The following is an 18,545-nucleotide window of genomic DNA, read 5'->3' as shown; positions in this document are numbered from 1 at the left end:
GTCCGGTTTAAGGTCCATTTCCATGGCGCCATCGGGGACCAATCCACCGACCGGTCCGTCGACCAATCCATCGAGCGGTCCGCCGACCGATTCATCGGCCGATCCACCGGCCTCCGCCGCGTCCGGCTCCTCGGCCGGGCCCCCGGGGGACGGCGGGACCCCGGCGTGGGAACTGCTGACGACGGCCGCCGCCGCACCCGCCCGGGGCCGGGGCCGCGCGCTCCAGTCCGCGCTGCGCGAGGCCGTACGGTCCGGGCGGCTCGGCGCCGGGACCCGGCTGCCCGCGAGCCGTGAGCTGGCCACCGATCTGGGGGTGTCGCGCGGGCTGGTCACGGAGGCGTACGAGCAGCTCACGGCCGAGGGCTATCTGCGCAGCGGACGCGGCGCGGGTACCTGGGTGAGCGACGCGGTACGTGCTGCCGCGCCCGAGGTCCGTGATCTCGCCCCGCGGCCACCGGGGGCGCGGGCCGATCTCCGGCCCGGCACCCCGGATCTGTCCCTCTTCCCGCGCGCGGCCTGGGCGGCGGCGCACGCGTCCGTACTGGCGCGACTGCCGCACCACGCGCTGGGCTATCCCGACCCGCGCGGGCTGCCGGCGCTGCGTACCGCGCTGGCCGCGCTGCTGGCCCGGCGGCGCGGTGTGGCGGCCGATCCCGAGCGGCTGCTGGTCTGTTCCGGGGTGGCCCAGGCGACGACGCTGCTCGGATTCGTCCTGCACGGGCGCGGGCTGCGTACCGTCGGCATGGAGGATCCCGGCAGTCCGGAACACGCCTCGCTGTTCGCCTCGTCCGGGCTGGGGACCGTCCCCCTGCCGCTGGACACGGAGGGGCTGGCTCCGGGTCCGCTGGTCCGTTCGGGGGTGCGTGCCGTGGTGACGACGCCGTCCCACCAATTCCCTTCGGGGATCGCGTACTCACCGCGTCGCCGCACGGAACTCCTTGAGTGGGCGCGGTCCGTGGACGGTTTCGTCCTGGAGGACGACTACGACGGCGACTTCCGGTACGACAGGGCGCCGGTCGGCGCGCTCCAGGGGCTGGATCCCGAACACGTGGTCTATACGGGCTCGGTGAGCAAATCGCTGGCGCCAGGACTGCGGCTCGGCTGGCTGCTGGCCCCGCGCGAGCTGCTGGACGCGCTCGTCGAGCGCAAGCGCACCATGGATCTGGGCCATCCCTCGCTCGACCAGGCGGTGCTGGCGGAGTTCATCGAACGGGGCGGCTACGACCGTCAGTTGCGCCGCTGTCAGCGCGTCTACCGGGAGCGACGGGACACGCTGGTCGCGGCCCTCGCCACGCACTTCCCCGGGACGGAGGTCAGCGGGATCGCGGCGGGGCTCCATGTCATCGCCCGGCTGCCCGCGCGCCACGGCCCCGAGCCGCGGTTCCTGCGGCGGGCGGAGGAGGCGGGGATCGCGCTGCGTCCGCTGGCGGACCACGGGACGGCGCGGCCGGCGGACGGCCTGGTACGACTGGTCATCGGATACGCGCAGTTGACGCCGGGCGGGATCGAGCGGGGCGTGCGGCTGCTGGCCGAGGCCGTCAGGGACGGGTAGGGCGCGGCCGGTTGTTCACCCGGGGTTCGCGCACCGGCCGCCGCCGGGCATTAGGCATGGCATGACACCCCGACGCACCATCTGTCCAGGAGACGCATCGATGTCGCAGAACGCCCGCAACACCTCCCCCGACCCGTCATCCGCTCCGTCCCCGGACGCCCCGAGAGGTCCCGGCCGGCGCGGTGTGCTGCGCGGCTCGCTCGCCGCCTCCGCCGTGCTGGCGCTGCCCGGCGCCGCGCTCGCGGGCGCCGCCCCCGCCCAGGCGCTGTCCGGTCGGCCGCGCGCCGCCTGGGGCGTGCAGGCCGGCGATGTCACCTCCTCGTCCGGACTGGTGTGGGTACGGTCCGACCGGCCCGCCCGCATGATCGTGGAGACCTCGGCCACCGAATCGTTCCGCCGCGCCCGCTCCTGGCACGGTCCGCTGCTCGGCCCCGGCAGCGACTTCACCGGTACGGTCCCGCTGCGCGGCCTGCCGGCCGGTGAGCAGGTGCACTACCGGGTGACCCTGGCCGACCCCCACGACCCCCGCCGTACCGGCGAGCCGGTGTACGGCACGTTCCGTACCGCGCCCGTGAGGCGCCGTCAGGGCGTGCGGTTCCTGTGGTCGGGCGACATCGCGGGACAGGGCTGGGGCATCAACCCGGACATCGGCGGCTTCACGGTGTACGACGAGATGCGCCGGCTCAACCCCGACTTCTTCCTGTGCAGCGGCGACACGGTCTACGCGGACGGCCCGATCCTGCCGAGTGTCACGCTGCCCGACGGCCGTGTCTGGCGCAATATCACCACTCCGGAGAAGGCGAAGGTCGCGGAGACGCTGGACGAGTACCGGGGGAACTTCCGCTACAACCTGCTCGACGAGAACGTACGACACTTCAACTCCGAGGTTCCCTCGATCACTCAGTGGGACGACCACGAGGTGCGCAACAACTGGTACCCGGGCCAGATCCTGGACGATGTCCGCTACACCGAGAAGAGCGTGGACGTGCTGGCCACCCGCGCGACGCAGGCGTTCCACGAGTACTTCCCGATCTCGGGGCCGGCCCGCGGGCAGGACCGGCGCGTCCACCGCGTGGTGAACCACGGTCCGCTGCTCGATGTGTTCGTACTGGACATGCGGACGTACCGCAACGCCAACTCGCCGGGGCGGCAGACCGACGACACCAACGGCATCCTCGGCGCGGAACAGCTGGCGTGGCTCAAGCGCGAGCTGTCGCGGTCACGCGCGGTGTGGAAGGTGATCGCCGCCGACATGCCGATCGGACTGGTCGTGCCGGACGGCTCGGCGAACATCGAGGCGATCGCCCAGGGCGACCCCGGCGCCCCGCTCGGCCGGGAGCTCCAGATCGCCGAGCTGCTGCGGTACATCAAGCACCAGCGGATCACCGGCACGCTGTGGCTGACGGCGGACGTCCACCACACCTCGGCGCAGCACTACACGCCGGAGCGGGCCGCCTTCAAGGACTTCGCGCCCTTCTGGGAGTTCGTCTCGGGTCCCATCGCCGCCGGCCAGTTCCCGGCCAGCAAGCTGGACGACACGTTCGGCCCCGACCGTGCCTTCGTCAAGGCGCCGCAGGGTTCGAACCTCTCCCCGATGGAGGTCCCGCCGCTCTTCGGCGAGGTGGACATCGACGGCGCCAGCGGTGAGCTGACGGTCCGGCTGCGGGAAGAGGGCGGCACGGTGCTGTTCACGAAGGTGCTCCAGCCGGGGAAGGTCGGCCAGTAGGAGCCGGTCGCTCCGTCCGCCGGGTTTCCCGGCACACGCTTCTTTCCGTCCGCCCCGGAGCACGCGCGGGGCGGACGGACTGCTCAGCCGCCGGCCACATGGCACCACTGAAGCGATCACTCCACGCCAAAGTTGACCGAAGATAGGCCAAAAGGGAACAGATCCATACTTAACCCATCAGTCACAAACCGTTCGTGATCACGCAACACCATTCCGTCAGAGTGAGGTCATGACCAATGTGACGTCTGCGAAGAGTGTCCGCCGCCCGCACCACTGGCGGCGGGATCTTGTTGAGCTGGCCGCCCTGTTCACCGCCGTGGCGGTCGCCGACGCCCTCGCGAACATGATCGCCCATGGACCCGACGGCGCGTTCCTGCTGGTCGCCTCCGCCGTGGCGCTGATCGCCACGGCCATGTTCCACACATGGTGGGCACGAAGGCACGGTCATGCCCCTCCGCCGCCGGGGATCCCGGCCCCGTCGGCGCCGGACGCGCGGGAGAGCACCGCCCCGGCCGAGCCGGTGGAGACGACCCTCTGGCGGACGCGGACCACCGTGCGGGACGAGCCGGGGAGTCTCGCCGCGCTGTGCGCCGCGTTCGCCGCGCACCATGTCGACATCCTCACCCTCCAGACCCATCCGCTGGCCGAGGGCACCGTGGACGAGTTCCTGCTGCGCGCCCCGTCCACCCTCCAGGCCACGGACCTCACCCGCGAGATCGCTGCCGCGGGCGGCAGCGGTACCTGGATCGAGCGCGCCGACGCGCACGATCTGGTGGACACCCCGACCCGGGTGCTCGGTCTCGCCACTCGTACCGCGCTGGACGCCGCCGAACTGCCGCTCTCGCTACGTCAGTTGCTCGGCCGCTGCACGATCCGCTCGCGGCCCGCCGGTTCCCTCGCCGACCGCTCCGCCGGTGAGAGCGCGCCCGTCGAAGGGGTACTGGACGGAACGGAGATGCGACTGCACGACCCGCACGGCGGCAGCATCATCGTCGAGCGCCCCTATCTGCCCTTCACCCCGACCGAGTTCGCACGGGCCCGCGCGCTGGTCGAGCTGGACGCCAGGCTCGGCCCCCGTATCCCCCGGGGCCAGGACGTCCTCACCCTGCCCGAGGGCGAGGAGATCACCGTCCGCCGCGCCGACCGCGGCGATCTCGACGCCGCGCTCGCCATGCACGCCCGCTGCTCCGACCGCACCCTGGGCCTGCGCTACCACGGCCCGGTCGGGGACGCCGACCGCTATCTGAGCCATCTGCTCAGCCCGCGCTTCGGGCGTACGCTCGCGGTCGAGACGGAGTCCGGCCGGCTCGTCGCCCTCGGTCATCTGCTCTGGGACGGCGACGAGACCGAGGTGGCGCTGATCGTGGAGGACGCCTGGCAGCGGCGGGGCATCGGATCCGAGCTGCTGGGCAGGCTCGTGGCGCTCGCCGTCGAGGCGCGGTGCGACAGTGTGTACGCCGTCACGCAGGCGTCCAACACGGGCATGGTGGCGACCATGCGGGATCTCGGTCTGCCGCTGGACTACCAGATCGACGAAGGAACGCTGGTCATCACGGCCCGGCTGGAGCCGACGGCCGCGCGGGGGCTGCCTCCGTACGGCGACGCGCAGAGGTTCGGCCACGAGCAGGCCGACCGCTGACCGCCCGGCCCGGGTCAGCTGCCCGGATGGCTGCCCGGATCAGCTGCCCGGGCGGCGCGGGTCCGAGGCGGGTCCGGCGCGGGTCCGAGGCGGGTCCGAGGCGTCGGCCACGTCGTGATCCGGCCAAAATCGGCCGGGCCGCGGTGGCCCGGCTCTCCCCGCTGTCCTGAGCGCACGGCCCATGGCCGATCGGCCCGTTCATGGAGCGGATCCGGACCTTTCCGTGGCTCAGGCGCTGTTCCCTGGCGCTGTTCCCCGGCATGGGCGCCGATCCGCCGCACCGGCCCGGACGACTGTCCGGGCCATGCCGCGCCACCGGACACGCCCTGAGTCGCCGGTGCCGGGACGGGGTTGGTCTCCGGCGAGTCGCGGTCCCCCGATGTCGCCGTCATCAGCCATTCCCACCGATCCGCCGGACACGGGGATGTGACGCGGAAGTTCTCCCTCGGAGAGGATGTCCGCATGTCAGACACCTCCGGCAGCGCGCTGCCCCGCCAGGTCGCCGACGCCTACGTCGACGCACTCATCGAACTCGATCCGATCACCGGAACCTATCTGGGCGTCGCGGAGAGCTCCCGTCGCCTGCCCGACTTCTCCCCGGCCGGACAGCAGGCCGTCGCCGATCTCGGCCGGGCGACCCTCGCCCGGCTCGAAGTGGCCGAAACGCTGCCGGGCGCGGACAGCGATGCCGAGCGGCGCTGCGGCCGGCTGCTGCGTGAGCGTCTGACGGCCGAGCTCGCCGTCCATGACGCCGAGGAGGGACTGCGACTGGTCAGCAACATCCACTCGCCCGTGCACCATCTCCGTGACGCGTTCCCGCTGACCCCGGCGGAGACGGACGAGGACTGGTCGGCGATCGCCGAGCGGCTGCGGGCCGTGCCCGCCGCGCTGGCCGGGTACCGCGAGTCGCTCGCCCTGGGCCTGGAGCGCAAGCTGCCGGGCGGTCCCCGGGCCACCGCGACCTTCATCGGCCAGCTGACGGAGTGGGTGGGCGAGGAGCGCGGCTGGTTCGAGGAGTTCGTCTCCGCCGGTCCCGACGGCCTCCGTACCGAACTGGACGCCGCCGCGCGCACCGCCACCGCTTCCCTCGCCGAGCTGCGGGACTGGATGCGCGAGGTGTACGCGCCCGCCGTCGAGGGTTCCCCGGACACCGTGGGCCGGGAGCGCTACGCCCGCTGGTCGCGGTACTTCAACGGCACCGATCTGGATCTGGACGAGGCGTACGCCTACGGCTGGTCCGAGTACCACCGGCTGCGCGCCGAGATGACGACCGAGGCCGAGAAGATCCTGCCGGGCGCGGACCCCTGGGAAGCGCTCGCCCATCTCGACGAGCACGGGAAGCACATCGAGGGGGTCGAAGAGGTCAGGGTCTGGCTCCAGGAGCTGATGGACGAGGCGATCGACGCGCTCGACGGCACCCACTTCGAACTCGCCGAGCGGGTACGGCGCGTGGAGTCCCGGATCGCTCCGCCTGGCGGCGCGGCGGCCCCGTACTACACCGGTCCCTCCGAGGACTTCTCCCGCCCCGGCCGCACCTGGCTGCCGACCATGGGCGAGACGCGCTTCCCGGTGTACGACCTGGTGTCGACCTGGTACCACGAGGGCGTTCCCGGCCATCATCTCCAGATCGCGCAGTGGACCCATGTCGCCGATCAGCTCTCGCGCTACCAGGCCTCGGTCGGCCAGGTCAGCGCCAACGCGGAGGGCTGGGCGCTCTACGCGGAGCGGCTCATGGACGAGCTGGGCTTCCTGCCGGACGCGGAGCGCAGGCTCGGTTACCTGGACGCGCAGATGATGCGCGCCTGCCGGGTGATCGTGGACATCGGTATGCATCTGGAGCTGGAGATCCCGGCGGACTCGCCGTTCCACCCGGGCGAGCGCTGGACCCCCGAGCTGGCGCAGGAGTTCTTCGGGAACCACAGTGGCCGTCCCGCGGACTTCGTGGAGAGCGAGCTGATCCGCTATCTGTCGATGCCCGCCCAGGCGATCGGCTACAAGCTGGGCGAGCGTGCCTGGCTGCTCGGCAGGGAGAACGCCCGCCGGGCGCACGGCGACGCGTTCGACGCGAAGGCGTGGCACATGGCGGCGCTGTCGCAGGGCTCGCTGGGTCTCGACGATCTGGTGGACGAGCTGTCGAAGCTCTGACCCCGAGCTGCCACGGGGTGGCGGCGGGGTGGCCGCGTGTCGCCACGGGGTGGCCGGGCTCGGCCGAGAGGCATGAGCCCGGCCACCGCCGGCCGGCGGCCGCGGCTCGCGGTCAGCGGCGGAGACCGCCCTCGGAGTCGATGACCTGACCGGTGATCCACTCGGCCTCGTCGGTGGCCAGCCAGGCGATCAGCCGGGCCGGGTCGTCGGGCATCCCCCAGCGCCCGGCCGGGAACAGCGCCGCGATCTCCTCGTACGCCGCCCCGGTCAGGTAACCCGTGTCGACGGGCCCGGGGTTGACCGTGTTGACCGTCACCAGCTGTTCCGCGAGCGAGGTGGCCAGCGACCGGGTCGCGGAGGCGAGGGCGCCCTTGGCCAGACCGTACGCGATCTCCCCCGGCATCCCGCCCGCGATGTCCTGACCGGACGTCATCATCATGACCCGGCCGCCGGGCGCCCGGCCGGGCAGCGTCGCGCGCCGCCGGGCGTAGGCCTGGATGAGCAGGATCACCGACCGGGTGTCGATCGCCCAGTGGGCGTCGAGCATCGCCGCGTCGATGGTGTCGAGCGGGCCGTCGTGGCCGCTGAGCGCGTGATTGGCGACCAGGATGTCGAGCCGACCGCCGAGCGCTTCCGCGGCGGTGGCGATCAGCGCGGCGGGCGCCTCGGCACCGGACAGATCGGCGGGCCCGTGGACCACCCGCGCCCCCGGATCCGCGCGCGCCTCCCGTACGGCGGCGGCGACACCTTCGGGACCGTCCGGATCGGCGCCCCAGGGCTGACCTGCGTCGTGCGGCACATGGTGATGGAGATACACGCTCGCCCCGTACGCGACGAGGCGCCGGGCGACCGCGTATCCGATGCCGCCGCGCCGGCTGGCTCCGGTGACCAGCGCGGTACGGCCACGCAGCGGCAGCGGGTCGCGGCGGAGTGCTTCGGGGGCGGGGGGCTCAAGTGCGGGCATGGGGGACGATCATGGTGTGCGTGGCGGTGGTTGTCCACACGGTTTTCTCCTCAGGGGACCTCGGGGAGACGTCAGGGAGATACCTGGGTCCCCTGTCGGATCGCCGAGCCGTGGCGCTCCTTGACGATCTCCAGTTGGGTGGGGACACGGCGGCGCAGATCGGCGACATGGCTGACGATGCCGACGCTCCGGTCGCGCTCCCTGAGCGAGTCCAGGACGTCCAGAACCTCGTCCAGTGTCTGATCGTCCAGACTGCCGAAGCCCTCGTCGATGAAGAGGGTGTCCAGCCGTACGCCGCCCGCCTCGTCGGTGACGATGTCCGCGAGGCCGAGTGCGAGGGCGAGGGACGCGAAGAAGGTCTCGCCGCCGGAGAGTGTCGAGGTGTCGCGCGCGTTGCCGGTCCAGGCGTCGATGACCTGGAGCCCGAGGCCGGAGCGCCGCTGGCCGCCCGTTCTGGCGTCGGAGTGGACCAGTGCGTAGCGGCCGGAGGACATGCGGTGGAGCCGTACGGTGGCCGCCGCCGCGACCTGTTCGAGGCGGGCGGCCAGCACGTAGGACTCCAGGCGCATCCTGCGTTCGTTGTCGGTGGAGGTGCCCGCGGTGAGACCGGCGAGGCGGGCCACCCTGTCGTGCTCCGCGCGCACCGGGCCGAGTGCGCGTACCTCGGCCTCGGCCAGCCGGGAGAGCCTGCCCAGCTCGGCGAGGCGGCCCCGGGCGGTGGTGGCCGCGGACGACGCGTCGCGCAGGGCGCGTTCGGCGGCGTTGTGGGCGGCTTCGGCGGCCTCGGTCCTGGCGGGCGGGTGATCCGCGGCGGCCCGGGTCTCCGGTTCCGCGAGCCGGTCGGCGACCGCGGCGGCCTCGGCCCGCCAGTCGTCGAGCCGGTGCTGGAGCGTCCGCCGGTCGGTGTCGGTGAGCAGGGCGTCCGCGGCGGCCTCCGGGGTGTCGAACCCGGCTCGGAAGGCAGCGCCGGCCACCCGGCCGTCGGCCTCCTTGAGCCGGAGCGCGGTGGTCTCGACGGCGCGTACCGCCTCGGCGGCCCCGGCGAGCCGGCCGGCCCGGTCCACCAGTTGCGCGGCGCGTTCGGCGACGCTGTCCGCGGCTCCCCGGGCGTGGCTCAACTCGGCTCGCAGCGCGCTCTGTTCGCGTTCCAGCGCGTCGCGCCTCGACGTACGGGCGGCCACGCGGCGTTCGGCCTCGCGCTGCGTGGTGAGCCGGTCCTCGTACTCACGCTCGGCGCGGCCCAGGGCCTCGCGGGCCGCGTGTGTGCCGGCGGCGACACGGCGGGCGTCGGTGTGTTCCCGGTCCAGCCGCTCGGTGAGCGTGGCGAGTTCGGCGACGGTCGACTCACCGGCCGCCGCGCGGGCCGCCATGTGTCGTTCCCGTATCGCCGTGTGTTCGCGCTCAACGCGCCCGCGAGCCTCGTCGGCGCGCCGGTACGCCGCCAGCGCGGCGTCCTCCGCGGCGGGGTCGACCTGGCCGTCGGCGGCCGACGCGGGGCCGGGGTGCGCGGCGGAGCCGCAGACCGCGCAGGGTTCGCCGTCGACGAGCCGGGCGGCCAGTTCGGCGGCCATGCCGGCCAGCCGTCGGCCGCGCAGGTCGAGCCAGTGCTCATGCGCCGTATTGGTGTGCTCCCGGGCCGAGTTGAGTAGCCGCCCGGCCTCCGAGGCCGCCGCTTCGAGGGTGTCGCGCCGCCGGGCCGCGTCGAGCCGCAGGCGCGCGGGTTCGAGCTGTCCGGCGAGCTGTTCGGCGTGGGTCGCCGCCTCCTGCGCGGCCTCGACACGGTCCTGGAGGACGCAGCGTCGGTGCTCCCACCCGGCCAGCCAGCCGGCCGCTTCCTGAAGGACCTCGTCGTCGGCCCGGGCCTGCCGGTCCAGATCGGCGCGCTCGGCCGTGATCTCGGTGTCGCGGTGCTCGGCGCGCCGGGCGGCGTCGAGCGCGCCCAGCTCTTGGCGCACCTGCCCTTCCAGCGCGGCGAGTTGTTCCGCTCCGGCGTCCATGAGACCGGTGGGCAGCAGCGTGCGGGCGTGTGCGTACTCGGCGGTGGCGGCGCGGTGCGCCTGTTCCGCGTCGGCGCGCAGTGCGAGCGCCGACGCGACCAGCTCCGCCTGGTGGGAACGCTCCAGCCGGGCCCGTACCCGATCGTGTTCGGAGCGTTGTTCCTCCAGCGCCTCGGCGCGGCGGCGGGTCTGGTCGAACCGCTCCTGTAGTGCGGCCAGTTCCCGCTCGGCGTCCAGCGAGCGCCGGGCGGCCATGGCGCGGCTCTCGGCGCCCGACAGGGCGGATTCCGTGATGTCGGACCACTCATGGGCGCCGGTGCGGACGAGCGCCGCCCACTCCAGGACGGCCGGGGCGAACCCCGCGTCGCCCGGCCGGAGTTCGGGCGGCGGCGGCGTCGCCGGGTCGGCCGAGGGGAACGCCGGAGGGTTGCCGGAGGAGGACGCCGTACGGTTGCCTGACGAGGACGCCGTACGGTCCCCCGCCTCCTGGGCGAGGCGCTGCGCGACGGCGAGAAGCCGGTCGTCACCCGCGCGTACCCGGTGCTCGGCGGCGCGCCGAAGCTCGGCGAGGCGTTCCTCGACCGCGGCGAATCTGCGGGTGTCGAAGAGCTTGCCGAGAAGCTTCCCGCGCGCCTCCGCGTCCGCGCGCAGGAAGCGGGCGAAGTCGCCCTGTGGCAACAGCACCACCTGGCAGAACTGATCCCTGCTCATCCCGAGCAGTTGGCCGATCTCCTCGCCGATCTCCTGGTGGGAGCGGCTCAACGCGCGCCATGTACCGCCCTCGGCGTCGTACTCCCGCAGCCGGCTCTGCGCCTTCTCGGTGGTGAATCCCTTCGTCCGCTTCTTCGGGCGGAGCTGCGCGGGCCGTCGGACGATCTCCAGCCGCCGACCGCCCACGGTCAGATCGAGGCCGATCTCGGTGGGGGTCCCGACGGGTGCGTGATCACTGCGGAGTGTGGCCCCGGGGCTCTGGCGGGCGCCCGGCACGGCGCCGTACAGCGCGTAGCAGACCGCGTCGAGTACCGAGGTCTTCCCGGCGCCGGTCGGGCCGTGCAGCAGAAAGAGCCCGGCGGCGCAGAGCGCGTCGAAGTCCACCTCCTCGGTGGTGGCGAAGGGCCCGAAGGCGGTGATGGTCAGCCGGTGCAGCCTCACGGGGTCTCCTCGCGTACCGTCGCGTCGACCCGTACGTCCTCGAACGCGGCGCGCAGCACCCCGCGTTCGGACTCGTCGGGCCCCGATCCGCCCCGTACGTGCGCGATGAAGTCCTCCGCGATCTGCTGGTCGGTACGGCCCGCGAGGCGCTGCGCGTAGGAGGAGAGCGGGTCGTCGTCGCCCCGCTCCGGGTCGAAGACAAGGCTGAGCGTGTACGGGAAGCGCTCGGCGAGCCGGGCCATGGGCTCGGCGGGGCGTGCCGGATCGGTCAGGGTCGCCTCGACCCAGGACGACTCGTGGCGGGCGAATCGGGGGTCGTCGAGCAGTTCGTCGAGCGTGCCCCGGATCCGCGCCAGGGCGCGTGGTACCGGACAGTCGATCCGCTCCGCCTCGATCTCGCCCCGCGGCCCCAGCTCGACCAGCCACATCGTCTTGCGGTGCGTGGTCTCCGAGAAGGAGTACGCGAGCGGCGAGCCCGCGTAACGGACGCGTTCGGTGACGGTCTGGGCGCCGTGCAGATGTCCCAGGGCGACATAGTCGACGCCGTCGAAGATTCCGCTGGGCACGGCCGCCACACCGCCCACGGTGATGTCCCGTTCACTGTCGCTGGGCGCGCCGCCCGCGACGAACGCGTGCGCGAGGACGACGGAGCGGGTGCCCGCGTCGCGTCCCGCGAGATCGGCTCGTACCCGTTCCATGGCGGCGCCGAGCACCGTCTCGTGATGGGCCTTGGCGACCTTGAACTCGTCTCGTACCAGGGCCGGTTCGAGGTAGGGCAGTCCGTAGAAGGCCACCTCGCCGTGCGTGTCCTTCAGCAGGACGGGGGTGGCGCAGCCGGCCGGGTCGGTTCGCAGATGGATCCCCGCGCGCTCGACCAGACCCGCGAGGACGCCGAGCCGACGGGCCGAGTCATGGTTCCCGGAGATCATCACGGTCGGTACGCCGGCGTCGGCGAGTCGGTGCAGGGCCCGGTCGAACAACTCCACCGCGCTGAGCGGGGGTACGGCCCGGTCGTAGACATCGCCCGCGACGACGACGGCGTCCACCGCGCGGTCCCGGGCCGTGGCCACGAGATGGTCGAGGAAGGTGGCTTGGGCGTCGAGCATGCTCACACGGTGGAACGACCGCCCGAGATGCCAGTCGGACGTGTGCAGAATCCTCAAGACCGGCCCTCCAGGGGGCGGAAGACACAGGGCATATCAGGCAAAGGCCTCTCCGCCCAGCTCCAGCACGGCGGTTCCCGCCGTCGTATCGGCCAACCATGCCCGGAACGCCGGTACCTCCGAGTCCGGCAGGCCGATCTCGATCGTGACCGCCTCGGCGTACCGTACGTCCCGCACCGCACGCCCGGTCGCCCGCAGATCGTTCTCCAGCCGGCCCGCGCGCTGGTGGTCGACGGTGACGGTCGCCAGTCGGAAGCGCTGCCGGGTGAGGGTCCCGACGACATCCAGGGCCTCGCCGACCACTCCCCCGTACGCCCTGATCAGACCGCCCGCGCCGAGCTTGACCCCGCCGTAGTAGCGGGTCACGACCGCGGCGGTGTAGCGCACCTCACGTCGCGTCAGCATCTGGAGCATCGGCGCGCCCGCCGTACCGCCCGGCTCACCGTCGTCGCCGGCCTTCTGCACGGAGGCGTCGGCGCCGATCACATACGCGAAACAGTTGTGCGAGGCCGTCGGGTGCTCCTCGCGGATCCGCGCGACGAACTCCCGCGCCTCCTCCTCCGTCGCCACGGGCGCCAGCGCGCAGATGAAGCGCGACCGGTTGATCTCGGTCTCGTGGACGCCCGCGCGGGCGACGGTCCGGTACTGCTCCTGCATCCCCCCACCCTATGCGGGGCCCGACCGGGCCGATCACACGGTGGCGGTCACGACCGTCGCCCCCGCGGCGATCGCGAGCACCGCCGCGGAGATGATCAGGAACCGGGGATTGCCCAGATTGACGGTCCAGCCCATCCCCACGCGCCGGGGCACCAGGACGGCGGGATCGTCGACGTTGACGTAGACAGTGCCGGCGCCGTACCAGTGGCGGTCGTCGTCGCGCGGCACGAGCCCGGTCCCCTCGTCACCGCCGTCGCGACCACCCGCGCCGTCCGAGCCTTCCGCGCTGTCCGCGCTGTCGGCGCCGCCCGAGGCTTCCGACGCCGGCCGGCTGCCGCCGGATCCGTTGCGCAGGAGCGGCACGCACGCGGCGACGGCCGCGAGCAGCGGCACGCCGATGACCAGGGACAGCACCGCGCCGGAGCGGTTGTCGCTCCACATCATCCCGGACAGCCCGAGCAGCATGAGGTTCAGGAGCGCGGCGATGCCCAGCAGACAGCGCCCCGTCAGACCGAGGTGGCGGCGGTGCCGGGCGGCGCTGCTCAGAGGCCGCGAGACATCCAGGTCCGCGCGGGCGCGCAGGACGGCGACGAGTGTCCCGATGACCACGGCGGTCAGCAGGATCTGGGCGAAGACCGGGCTGAACACGGTCCAGAAGGTGGTCGTGATCTCGCGGTACTCGGTGCCGCTCGACGTACGTTCCGGCAGCGCCATCGTCGCGGGCAGCCGCGGATAGGCGATCGCACCGGCGACGGCGGTCACGACGATCACCACGAGCGAGGGAATCGTCCATGCCCATGGCAGCCGTACGGGATCGGTGCGCAGGGAAGTGTCCGTCGCCACGCCCTGCCGTACGTGCTTGTACCAGTCGCCCCGCTCCTTCGCGCGGGCGAGGGCGCGATGCGCGCTCAGCCACAGCGCGGCGGCGATCGCACAGAGCACGAGCGCCGCGACGCCGCCGACCGCGACGCTGTCGAGCACGGCGCCGATGACGAGGGCGGCCACGGTGACAACGAGGGTGGCGGGCAGCAACAGGGCGCGGTAGCGGCGGCGTTGTCCGCTCACCTCGGGGGCGTCCGCCCTGTCGGGCGGTACCCGTACGCCGAAGGGCACCGCGTGGGGGTTGAGCAGCGGGCTCGGCGCGGCGTAGAGGGTGGCCCCCAGAGGCAGCAAAATTCCGGCATTGACGAGCAGGTTGACCAGCATGGTGTTCACCCGATCCAATCTCTTGTGAGCGACGGGGCACGGCCGGGCGAGGTACGGCCCCGAGGCGCCGGAGCGCGCGGAGCGCGCGGGGCACGCCGGTGCGGCACGCCGGGGCACGGGCGTAGCCGCCAGGGCTTGTTCACCGCTCTCCACCGCCCCCCTCGTTCCGCTGGGCGAACCCCTCCAGGGTCGCCCGTACATACGCGTCGACCTCCTCCTCGGTACTGCCTCGCACCACCGCTTCGGCCAGGAGCGTGCGCAGCCGCCGCTCCCAGTCGGCCCCCACCCGCAGTTCCGCCGTCGCCGTCCGCACATCCGGGTGGACCACCGCTCCGCTCTTGCGGTTGACGCGGATGACGCCCTCGCGCCGAAGCAGGTCGTACGCCTTGTTCACGGTGTGGAAGTTGATCGCCAGGTCGACGGCGAGCTGTCTGGTGGAGGGCAGGGACGCACCGGGCGCCAGGGAGCCGTCCGCGATGGCTTCCACCACCCGGTCCCGGATCTGCTGATAGATCGGGGCCTCACTGTCGAGATCGAGAACCAGTCGCACAAGCCCAGTCTATCTGATGTACAACTACTAGAACAGATACCACGGCGGGGCGGGGCGCCGGGGCCCAGCACCGGGTCCCACCACCGGATCCCAGAGGGAGGGATGGATCCCATGGCACAGACGCGGACGTCAGGCACGGAACCGACGAATCACCCGAGCCACCGGATCGAAGTGACGGGCCTGACCAAGCGGTTCGGGCCGGTCGCCGCGGTGGACAGGCTCAGCTTCTGCGTGGAGCCGGGTGCCATCACCGGCTTCCTCGGACCCAACGGAGCCGGCAAGACCACGACCATGCGCATGATCCTGGGCCTGGTCACCCCGACCGGGGGCACCGCCACGATCGGCGGCAAGCGGTACGGGGAACTGCGCCGGCCCTCCGAGGTCGTCGGGGCGGTGCTCGACGCCTCGGCCTTCCACCCCCAGCACTCGGCGCGGGACCATCTGCGGATCTACCGCACCATGGGCGGCCATCCGGCGGGCCGTGTCGAGGAGTTACTGGACCGGCTCGGCCTCGCGCACGCCGCGCACCGCAGGACCCGCACCTTCTCCACCGGAATGAAGCAGCGGCTCGGTCTCGCGACCGCGCTGCTGGGCGATCCCCGGGTACTGCTGCTCGACGAGCCGAGCAATGGCCTCGACCCCGAGGGCATCGCGTGGCTCCGTCGTTTCCTGCGCGAACTCGCCGACGAGGGGCGCACCGTACTGGTGTCGAGCCATGTGCTCAGCGAGGTTCAGCAGATCGTGGACGACGTCGTGATGATCCGGCACGGCAGGCTGGTCGCGGCGGGGCCGCTGCGGGAGATGGAGCGGCTCAGCCCCTCGACCGTACTGGTCCGCTCCCCCGACGCCAAGGCGCTCAGAAAGGTGCTGTTACGGGGCACACCGCAGGGGCCGGCGGCCGCGCGGAACGTCGAGACGGGGCACGACGGCGCGCTGCGGGTACAGGGGCTCGCGACCGCGCAGATCGCCGATCTGGCGTCGGCCGCGGGGCTGCGGGTGCATGAACTGCGCACCGAGGACACGAGCCTGGAGCGGTTGTTCTTCGAACTGACCGCGGACAGCGAGGGGGAAGCCCGATGAACGCGTTGATCGAGGCGGAGTTCCGCCGGCTGCTCGCCACGCGGTTGTGGCTGTGGTCGCTGCTGACCGCCGTCGTCCTGGGCGGCGGCATGGTCGGGTCGCTGACCGCCGTCGGACCGGAGAACTTCTCGCCGCCCATGCCGGGCCTGGAGACACAGGAGGGTGTCCTGTCGGTCCTCGGGACGCTGGGCTTCACGGTCTTCGTCCCGGCGGCGCTGGGCACGGTGGCCATGACGTCGGAGTACAGGCACCGTACGGTCACCTTCACCTTCCTCTTCGCACCGCGGCGCCGACAGGTGCTCATCGCCAAGCTGGTCACCTTCGGAGCGGCCGGTCTGGTGTACGGGCTGGTGCAGACCGCCGGCGCGGGCGTGGGGTTCTTCGGAGCGCTCGCCGCCCGTGGGGTCACCCCCGGGACGGCCACCGGCACGGTGATCGAGCTACTGCTCAGGCTGGCGCTGACGATGGCCGTCCACACGCTGCTCGGTGTGGCGATGGGCGCGCTGATCCGCAACCACCTGGTGGCTCTCACGGTGGTCATCGGCTATCTCCACCTGGGCGAGCTGATCCTGATGATGATCCCCGGGGTCAATCTGCTCTACCCGCTGCTGCCGGGTGGCGCCACGGCCTCGCTCACCGGTTTCACCTATCTCGCTGATGTCCTGGCGGACGAATTGGCCACGAGTCCGGTGTCATTGCTGTCCCCGGTGGGCGGCGGAGTGCTGCTGGCGGGTTACGCTCTCGTCGCGGCGGCCGTCGCCGTACTGGTACCCCTGCGACGGGACGTGGTCTGACCGCCGGGCCGCGGGTACGGAGCGATGCCGGACTCCCTTCCCCGGCGATCGCCCGTACACGCAAAGGGCGGGTGCCCCGGACCGCATGCCGGGGCACCCGCGTTGCTCATGCTCCACTCGCCCGTTTCCCCACGCGTCCCCGCGCGGGGCTCCGCGCACCGGTCAGTCGCCGATCCAGCCGTGCGCACGGGCCAGCTCGATGATCCGGGTACGGATCCGCTTGATCTGATCGGCGGTCAGAGTTCCGTCGGCGTCGAGGAGTACATCGGTGAGCTCGCTCCGGAACCCGCCGGCGCCTGGCTCGTTCTCGGCCACCCCGACATCACCTCCGAGATGTTCGAGACGGTGTCGCGAAGGCTGGTGGATCAGACGGATCTCCGACGCCTTCGGGCCCTTCTCCCCCATTTCGACAAAGAACTCGACGTCTCTGCCCGCCTGGTAGAGGTACTTCTCGTCCAGCAGATCGTTCGCGTGCATGAACACGTCCTCACCACCCTCGTCCGGGTTGATGAATCCATACCCACGCGTCTCGTCGAACCGCTGGATCTTCCCCGTTTTCAGCACAACCACACCTCCGCGACCACCACAACCAGCCCTGATACAGCTCGACCAGGATCGTACGCCGTGCGCCGCGGCGCCACCCCTGAGGAATTCATGATCCGGACAGTGAATCGGCCATGACGGTTCGAGGACGCGGACACTGTCTGCGCAGCTCAGCCCATGGCAACGTCGATTGTGGGTCCCGGTTCCTCCCGCCAGGGCCGCCAAGGCCTGTCCGGCGGGACAGGCCGTGGGCCCTGTCCGCCGATTCCGGCGGGCTCGCGACGCCTGGCACCGCACATCGGCGAGCGTATGGTCGGCCGCACTGCCGACGCCACGGATTCACCACTTGCTTACGGGGGCGTTACATGCAGAGGATCCACTTCACCGCGGCAGATCTCGCTCGAACCCGGGTGCAGAGCACACTCGGCCCGGTCGCCGAGGGGGTCTTCGCGCTCGGTGTGCTCACCCAGTCCCGCAACCCCGACTACGCGCGATGGCGAGCCGACGCACTCGGCCGACTGCGCGAGGCCTCCTCCCTCAACCGGCCGCTCGTCCCACTGCTCAGGGCCCTCAAGGCACCGGACGATCTGTTGTTCCTGCTCGACTCCTCGCCGGACGCGGACACCTCGTCGCTCGCCGCGCTCTCCCTGACCCGTACGGACGCGACCCGGCTGGCCGTGGACATGTGGCGGGCCGGTGTCGCCCCGTACTGGGACCGGGTTCTGGAACGGCTCGACAGCGAGTGCGACACGCACGGACGCATCGCCATGACGGGCGGGGTCGAGCAGTTGCTCGGCACACTGCACCCCCGGATTGTCTGGAACCCACCGGTCCTTGAGATACACGACGGGCTGGAACTTGACGTCCATCTCAGGGGCCAGGGCCTGCTGCTCAACCCGTCGGCGTTCCTGCCCGGGCTGGTCGGCCGGGTCATCGCCGCCGAACGGGACAGCGATCAGCCCGCGTTGGTCTTCTCCATGCCGTCGGATGTCTCCGGTCTGTTCGCGGTCCCGGACGCCCCGGAGGTCACCGGCGGACAGGCGCTCAGCGCACTTGTCGGTCAGACCCGCGCCGCCGCCCTGCGCGCGCTGACCAACACCTGCACCACCAGCCAGCTCGCCGCGCGGCTCGGCGTCTCCCCCGGCAGTGCGAGCCAACACGCCTCCGTATTGCGGGAGTCCGGCCTGATCACCACTCGGCGGGTACGCAACAGCGCTCTCCACTCGGTCACGCCGCTCGGAATGGCGTTGCTGGGTGGCCGGCTGCGCAAGGCCCCCTCCACGGCCCGTCCCGGTACGCGTCCGGGCTCCGTGAATGAGCCACCGCGGCCCAGGACGGCACGCCAGTAGGATCGATTCGTCCGCCATCTCCCCATGT

At 72.2% G+C, this 18,545-nt stretch carries 14 protein-coding genes; 7 read left to right on the top strand and 7 right to left on the bottom strand.

Annotated features, from left to right (window positions below; all coding sequences use genetic code 11):
- Positions 1 to 22: 22 nt before the first annotated feature.
- The 4 genes from pdxR (at position 23) to ABTZ59_RS18725 (ending at position 7,062) form a co-directional block, all read left to right on the top strand.
- The gene (gene pdxR, locus ABTZ59_RS18740; protein ID WP_351401390.1) at positions 23 to 1,552 is read left to right on the top strand and encodes a MocR-like pyridoxine biosynthesis transcription factor PdxR; all 1,530 of its coding nucleotides are present in this window, start codon (positions 23 to 25) and stop codon (positions 1,550 to 1,552) included.
- A gap of 100 nt (positions 1,553 to 1,652) precedes the next feature.
- Positions 1,653 to 3,278, top strand: a complete 1,626-nt coding sequence (locus ABTZ59_RS18735) for an alkaline phosphatase D family protein (RefSeq protein WP_351401373.1) — start codon at positions 1,653 to 1,655, stop codon at positions 3,276 to 3,278.
- Between the two features lie 229 nt (positions 3,279 to 3,507).
- Positions 3,508 to 4,917 carry a GNAT family N-acetyltransferase gene (locus ABTZ59_RS18730; RefSeq protein ID WP_351401359.1) on the top strand — a complete coding sequence of 470 codons (1,410 nt, stop codon included), beginning with the start codon at positions 3,508 to 3,510 and terminating at the stop codon, positions 4,915 to 4,917.
- 462 nt (positions 4,918 to 5,379) lie between these two features.
- A complete protein-coding gene (locus ABTZ59_RS18725; protein ID WP_351401340.1) occupies positions 5,380 to 7,062 on the top strand; it encodes a DUF885 domain-containing protein in 1,683 nt (560 codons plus the stop codon).
- 112 nt (positions 7,063 to 7,174) lie between these two features.
- On the opposite strand, the gene ABTZ59_RS18720 is transcribed toward ABTZ59_RS18725, so the two are convergent.
- The 6 genes from ABTZ59_RS18720 to ABTZ59_RS18695 all read right to left on the bottom strand — a co-directional run bounded on the left by ABTZ59_RS18720 (position 7,175) and on the right by ABTZ59_RS18695 (position 14,751).
- Positions 7,175 to 8,026, bottom strand: a complete 852-nt coding sequence (locus tag ABTZ59_RS18720) for an SDR family oxidoreductase (protein WP_351401329.1) — start codon at positions 8,024 to 8,026, stop codon at positions 7,175 to 7,177.
- A gap of 71 nt (positions 8,027 to 8,097) precedes the next feature.
- A complete protein-coding gene (locus tag ABTZ59_RS18715) occupies positions 8,098 to 11,175 on the bottom strand; it encodes an AAA family ATPase (protein WP_351401318.1) in 3,078 nt (1,025 codons plus the stop codon).
- Positions 11,172 to 12,338 (bottom strand): exonuclease SbcCD subunit D, encoded by a 1,167-nt coding sequence (locus ABTZ59_RS18710; protein ID WP_351401309.1) that lies wholly within the window; start codon positions 12,336 to 12,338, stop codon positions 11,172 to 11,174. The genes ABTZ59_RS18715 and ABTZ59_RS18710 overlap by 4 nt, the downstream gene beginning before the upstream one ends.
- Positions 12,339 to 12,374: 36 nt before the next feature.
- A complete protein-coding gene (locus ABTZ59_RS18705; RefSeq protein WP_351401300.1) occupies positions 12,375 to 12,995 on the bottom strand; it encodes a YigZ family protein in 621 nt (206 codons plus the stop codon).
- A 33-nt stretch (positions 12,996 to 13,028) separates the two neighbouring features.
- Positions 13,029 to 14,201 carry a DUF1648 domain-containing protein gene (locus tag ABTZ59_RS18700; RefSeq protein ID WP_351402396.1) on the bottom strand — a complete coding sequence of 391 codons (1,173 nt, stop codon included), beginning with the start codon at positions 14,199 to 14,201 and terminating at the stop codon, positions 13,029 to 13,031.
- 139 nt (positions 14,202 to 14,340) lie between these two features.
- Complete coding sequence (locus ABTZ59_RS18695) at positions 14,341 to 14,751, bottom strand: GntR family transcriptional regulator (protein ID WP_351401279.1); 411 nt, start codon at positions 14,749 to 14,751, stop codon at positions 14,341 to 14,343.
- A 111-nt stretch (positions 14,752 to 14,862) separates the two neighbouring features.
- Here ABTZ59_RS18695 and ABTZ59_RS18690 point away from each other — a divergent pair, with 111 nt between their 5' ends.
- Both ABTZ59_RS18690 and ABTZ59_RS18685 read left to right on the top strand, forming a co-directional pair.
- The gene (locus ABTZ59_RS18690) at positions 14,863 to 15,831 is read left to right on the top strand and encodes an ABC transporter ATP-binding protein (protein WP_351401237.1); all 969 of its coding nucleotides are present in this window, start codon (positions 14,863 to 14,865) and stop codon (positions 15,829 to 15,831) included.
- Complete coding sequence (locus ABTZ59_RS18685; RefSeq protein WP_351401224.1) at positions 15,828 to 16,625, top strand: GumC domain-containing protein; 798 nt, start codon at positions 15,828 to 15,830, stop codon at positions 16,623 to 16,625. The genes ABTZ59_RS18690 and ABTZ59_RS18685 overlap by 4 nt, the downstream gene beginning before the upstream one ends.
- 162 nt (positions 16,626 to 16,787) lie before the next feature.
- Here the strand turns inward: ABTZ59_RS18685 and ABTZ59_RS18680 are convergent, their stop codons facing one another.
- Complete coding sequence (locus tag ABTZ59_RS18680) at positions 16,788 to 17,189, bottom strand: cold-shock protein (RefSeq protein WP_351401214.1); 402 nt, start codon at positions 17,187 to 17,189, stop codon at positions 16,788 to 16,790.
- A 344-nt stretch (positions 17,190 to 17,533) separates the two neighbouring features.
- Between ABTZ59_RS18680 and ABTZ59_RS18675 the strand changes: the two genes are divergently transcribed.
- The gene (locus ABTZ59_RS18675) at positions 17,534 to 18,517 is read left to right on the top strand and encodes an ArsR/SmtB family transcription factor (protein ID WP_351401203.1); all 984 of its coding nucleotides are present in this window, start codon (positions 17,534 to 17,536) and stop codon (positions 18,515 to 18,517) included.
- Positions 18,518 to 18,545 lie beyond the last annotated feature (28 nt).

This window comes from Streptomyces sp. NPDC094034, assembly GCF_040303865.1.
GTDB lineage: Bacteria > Actinomycetota > Actinomycetes > Streptomycetales > Streptomycetaceae > Streptomyces.
Note: the sequence above shows the minus strand (reverse complement) of the source record. Positions and strands in the feature narration are given on the sequence as shown.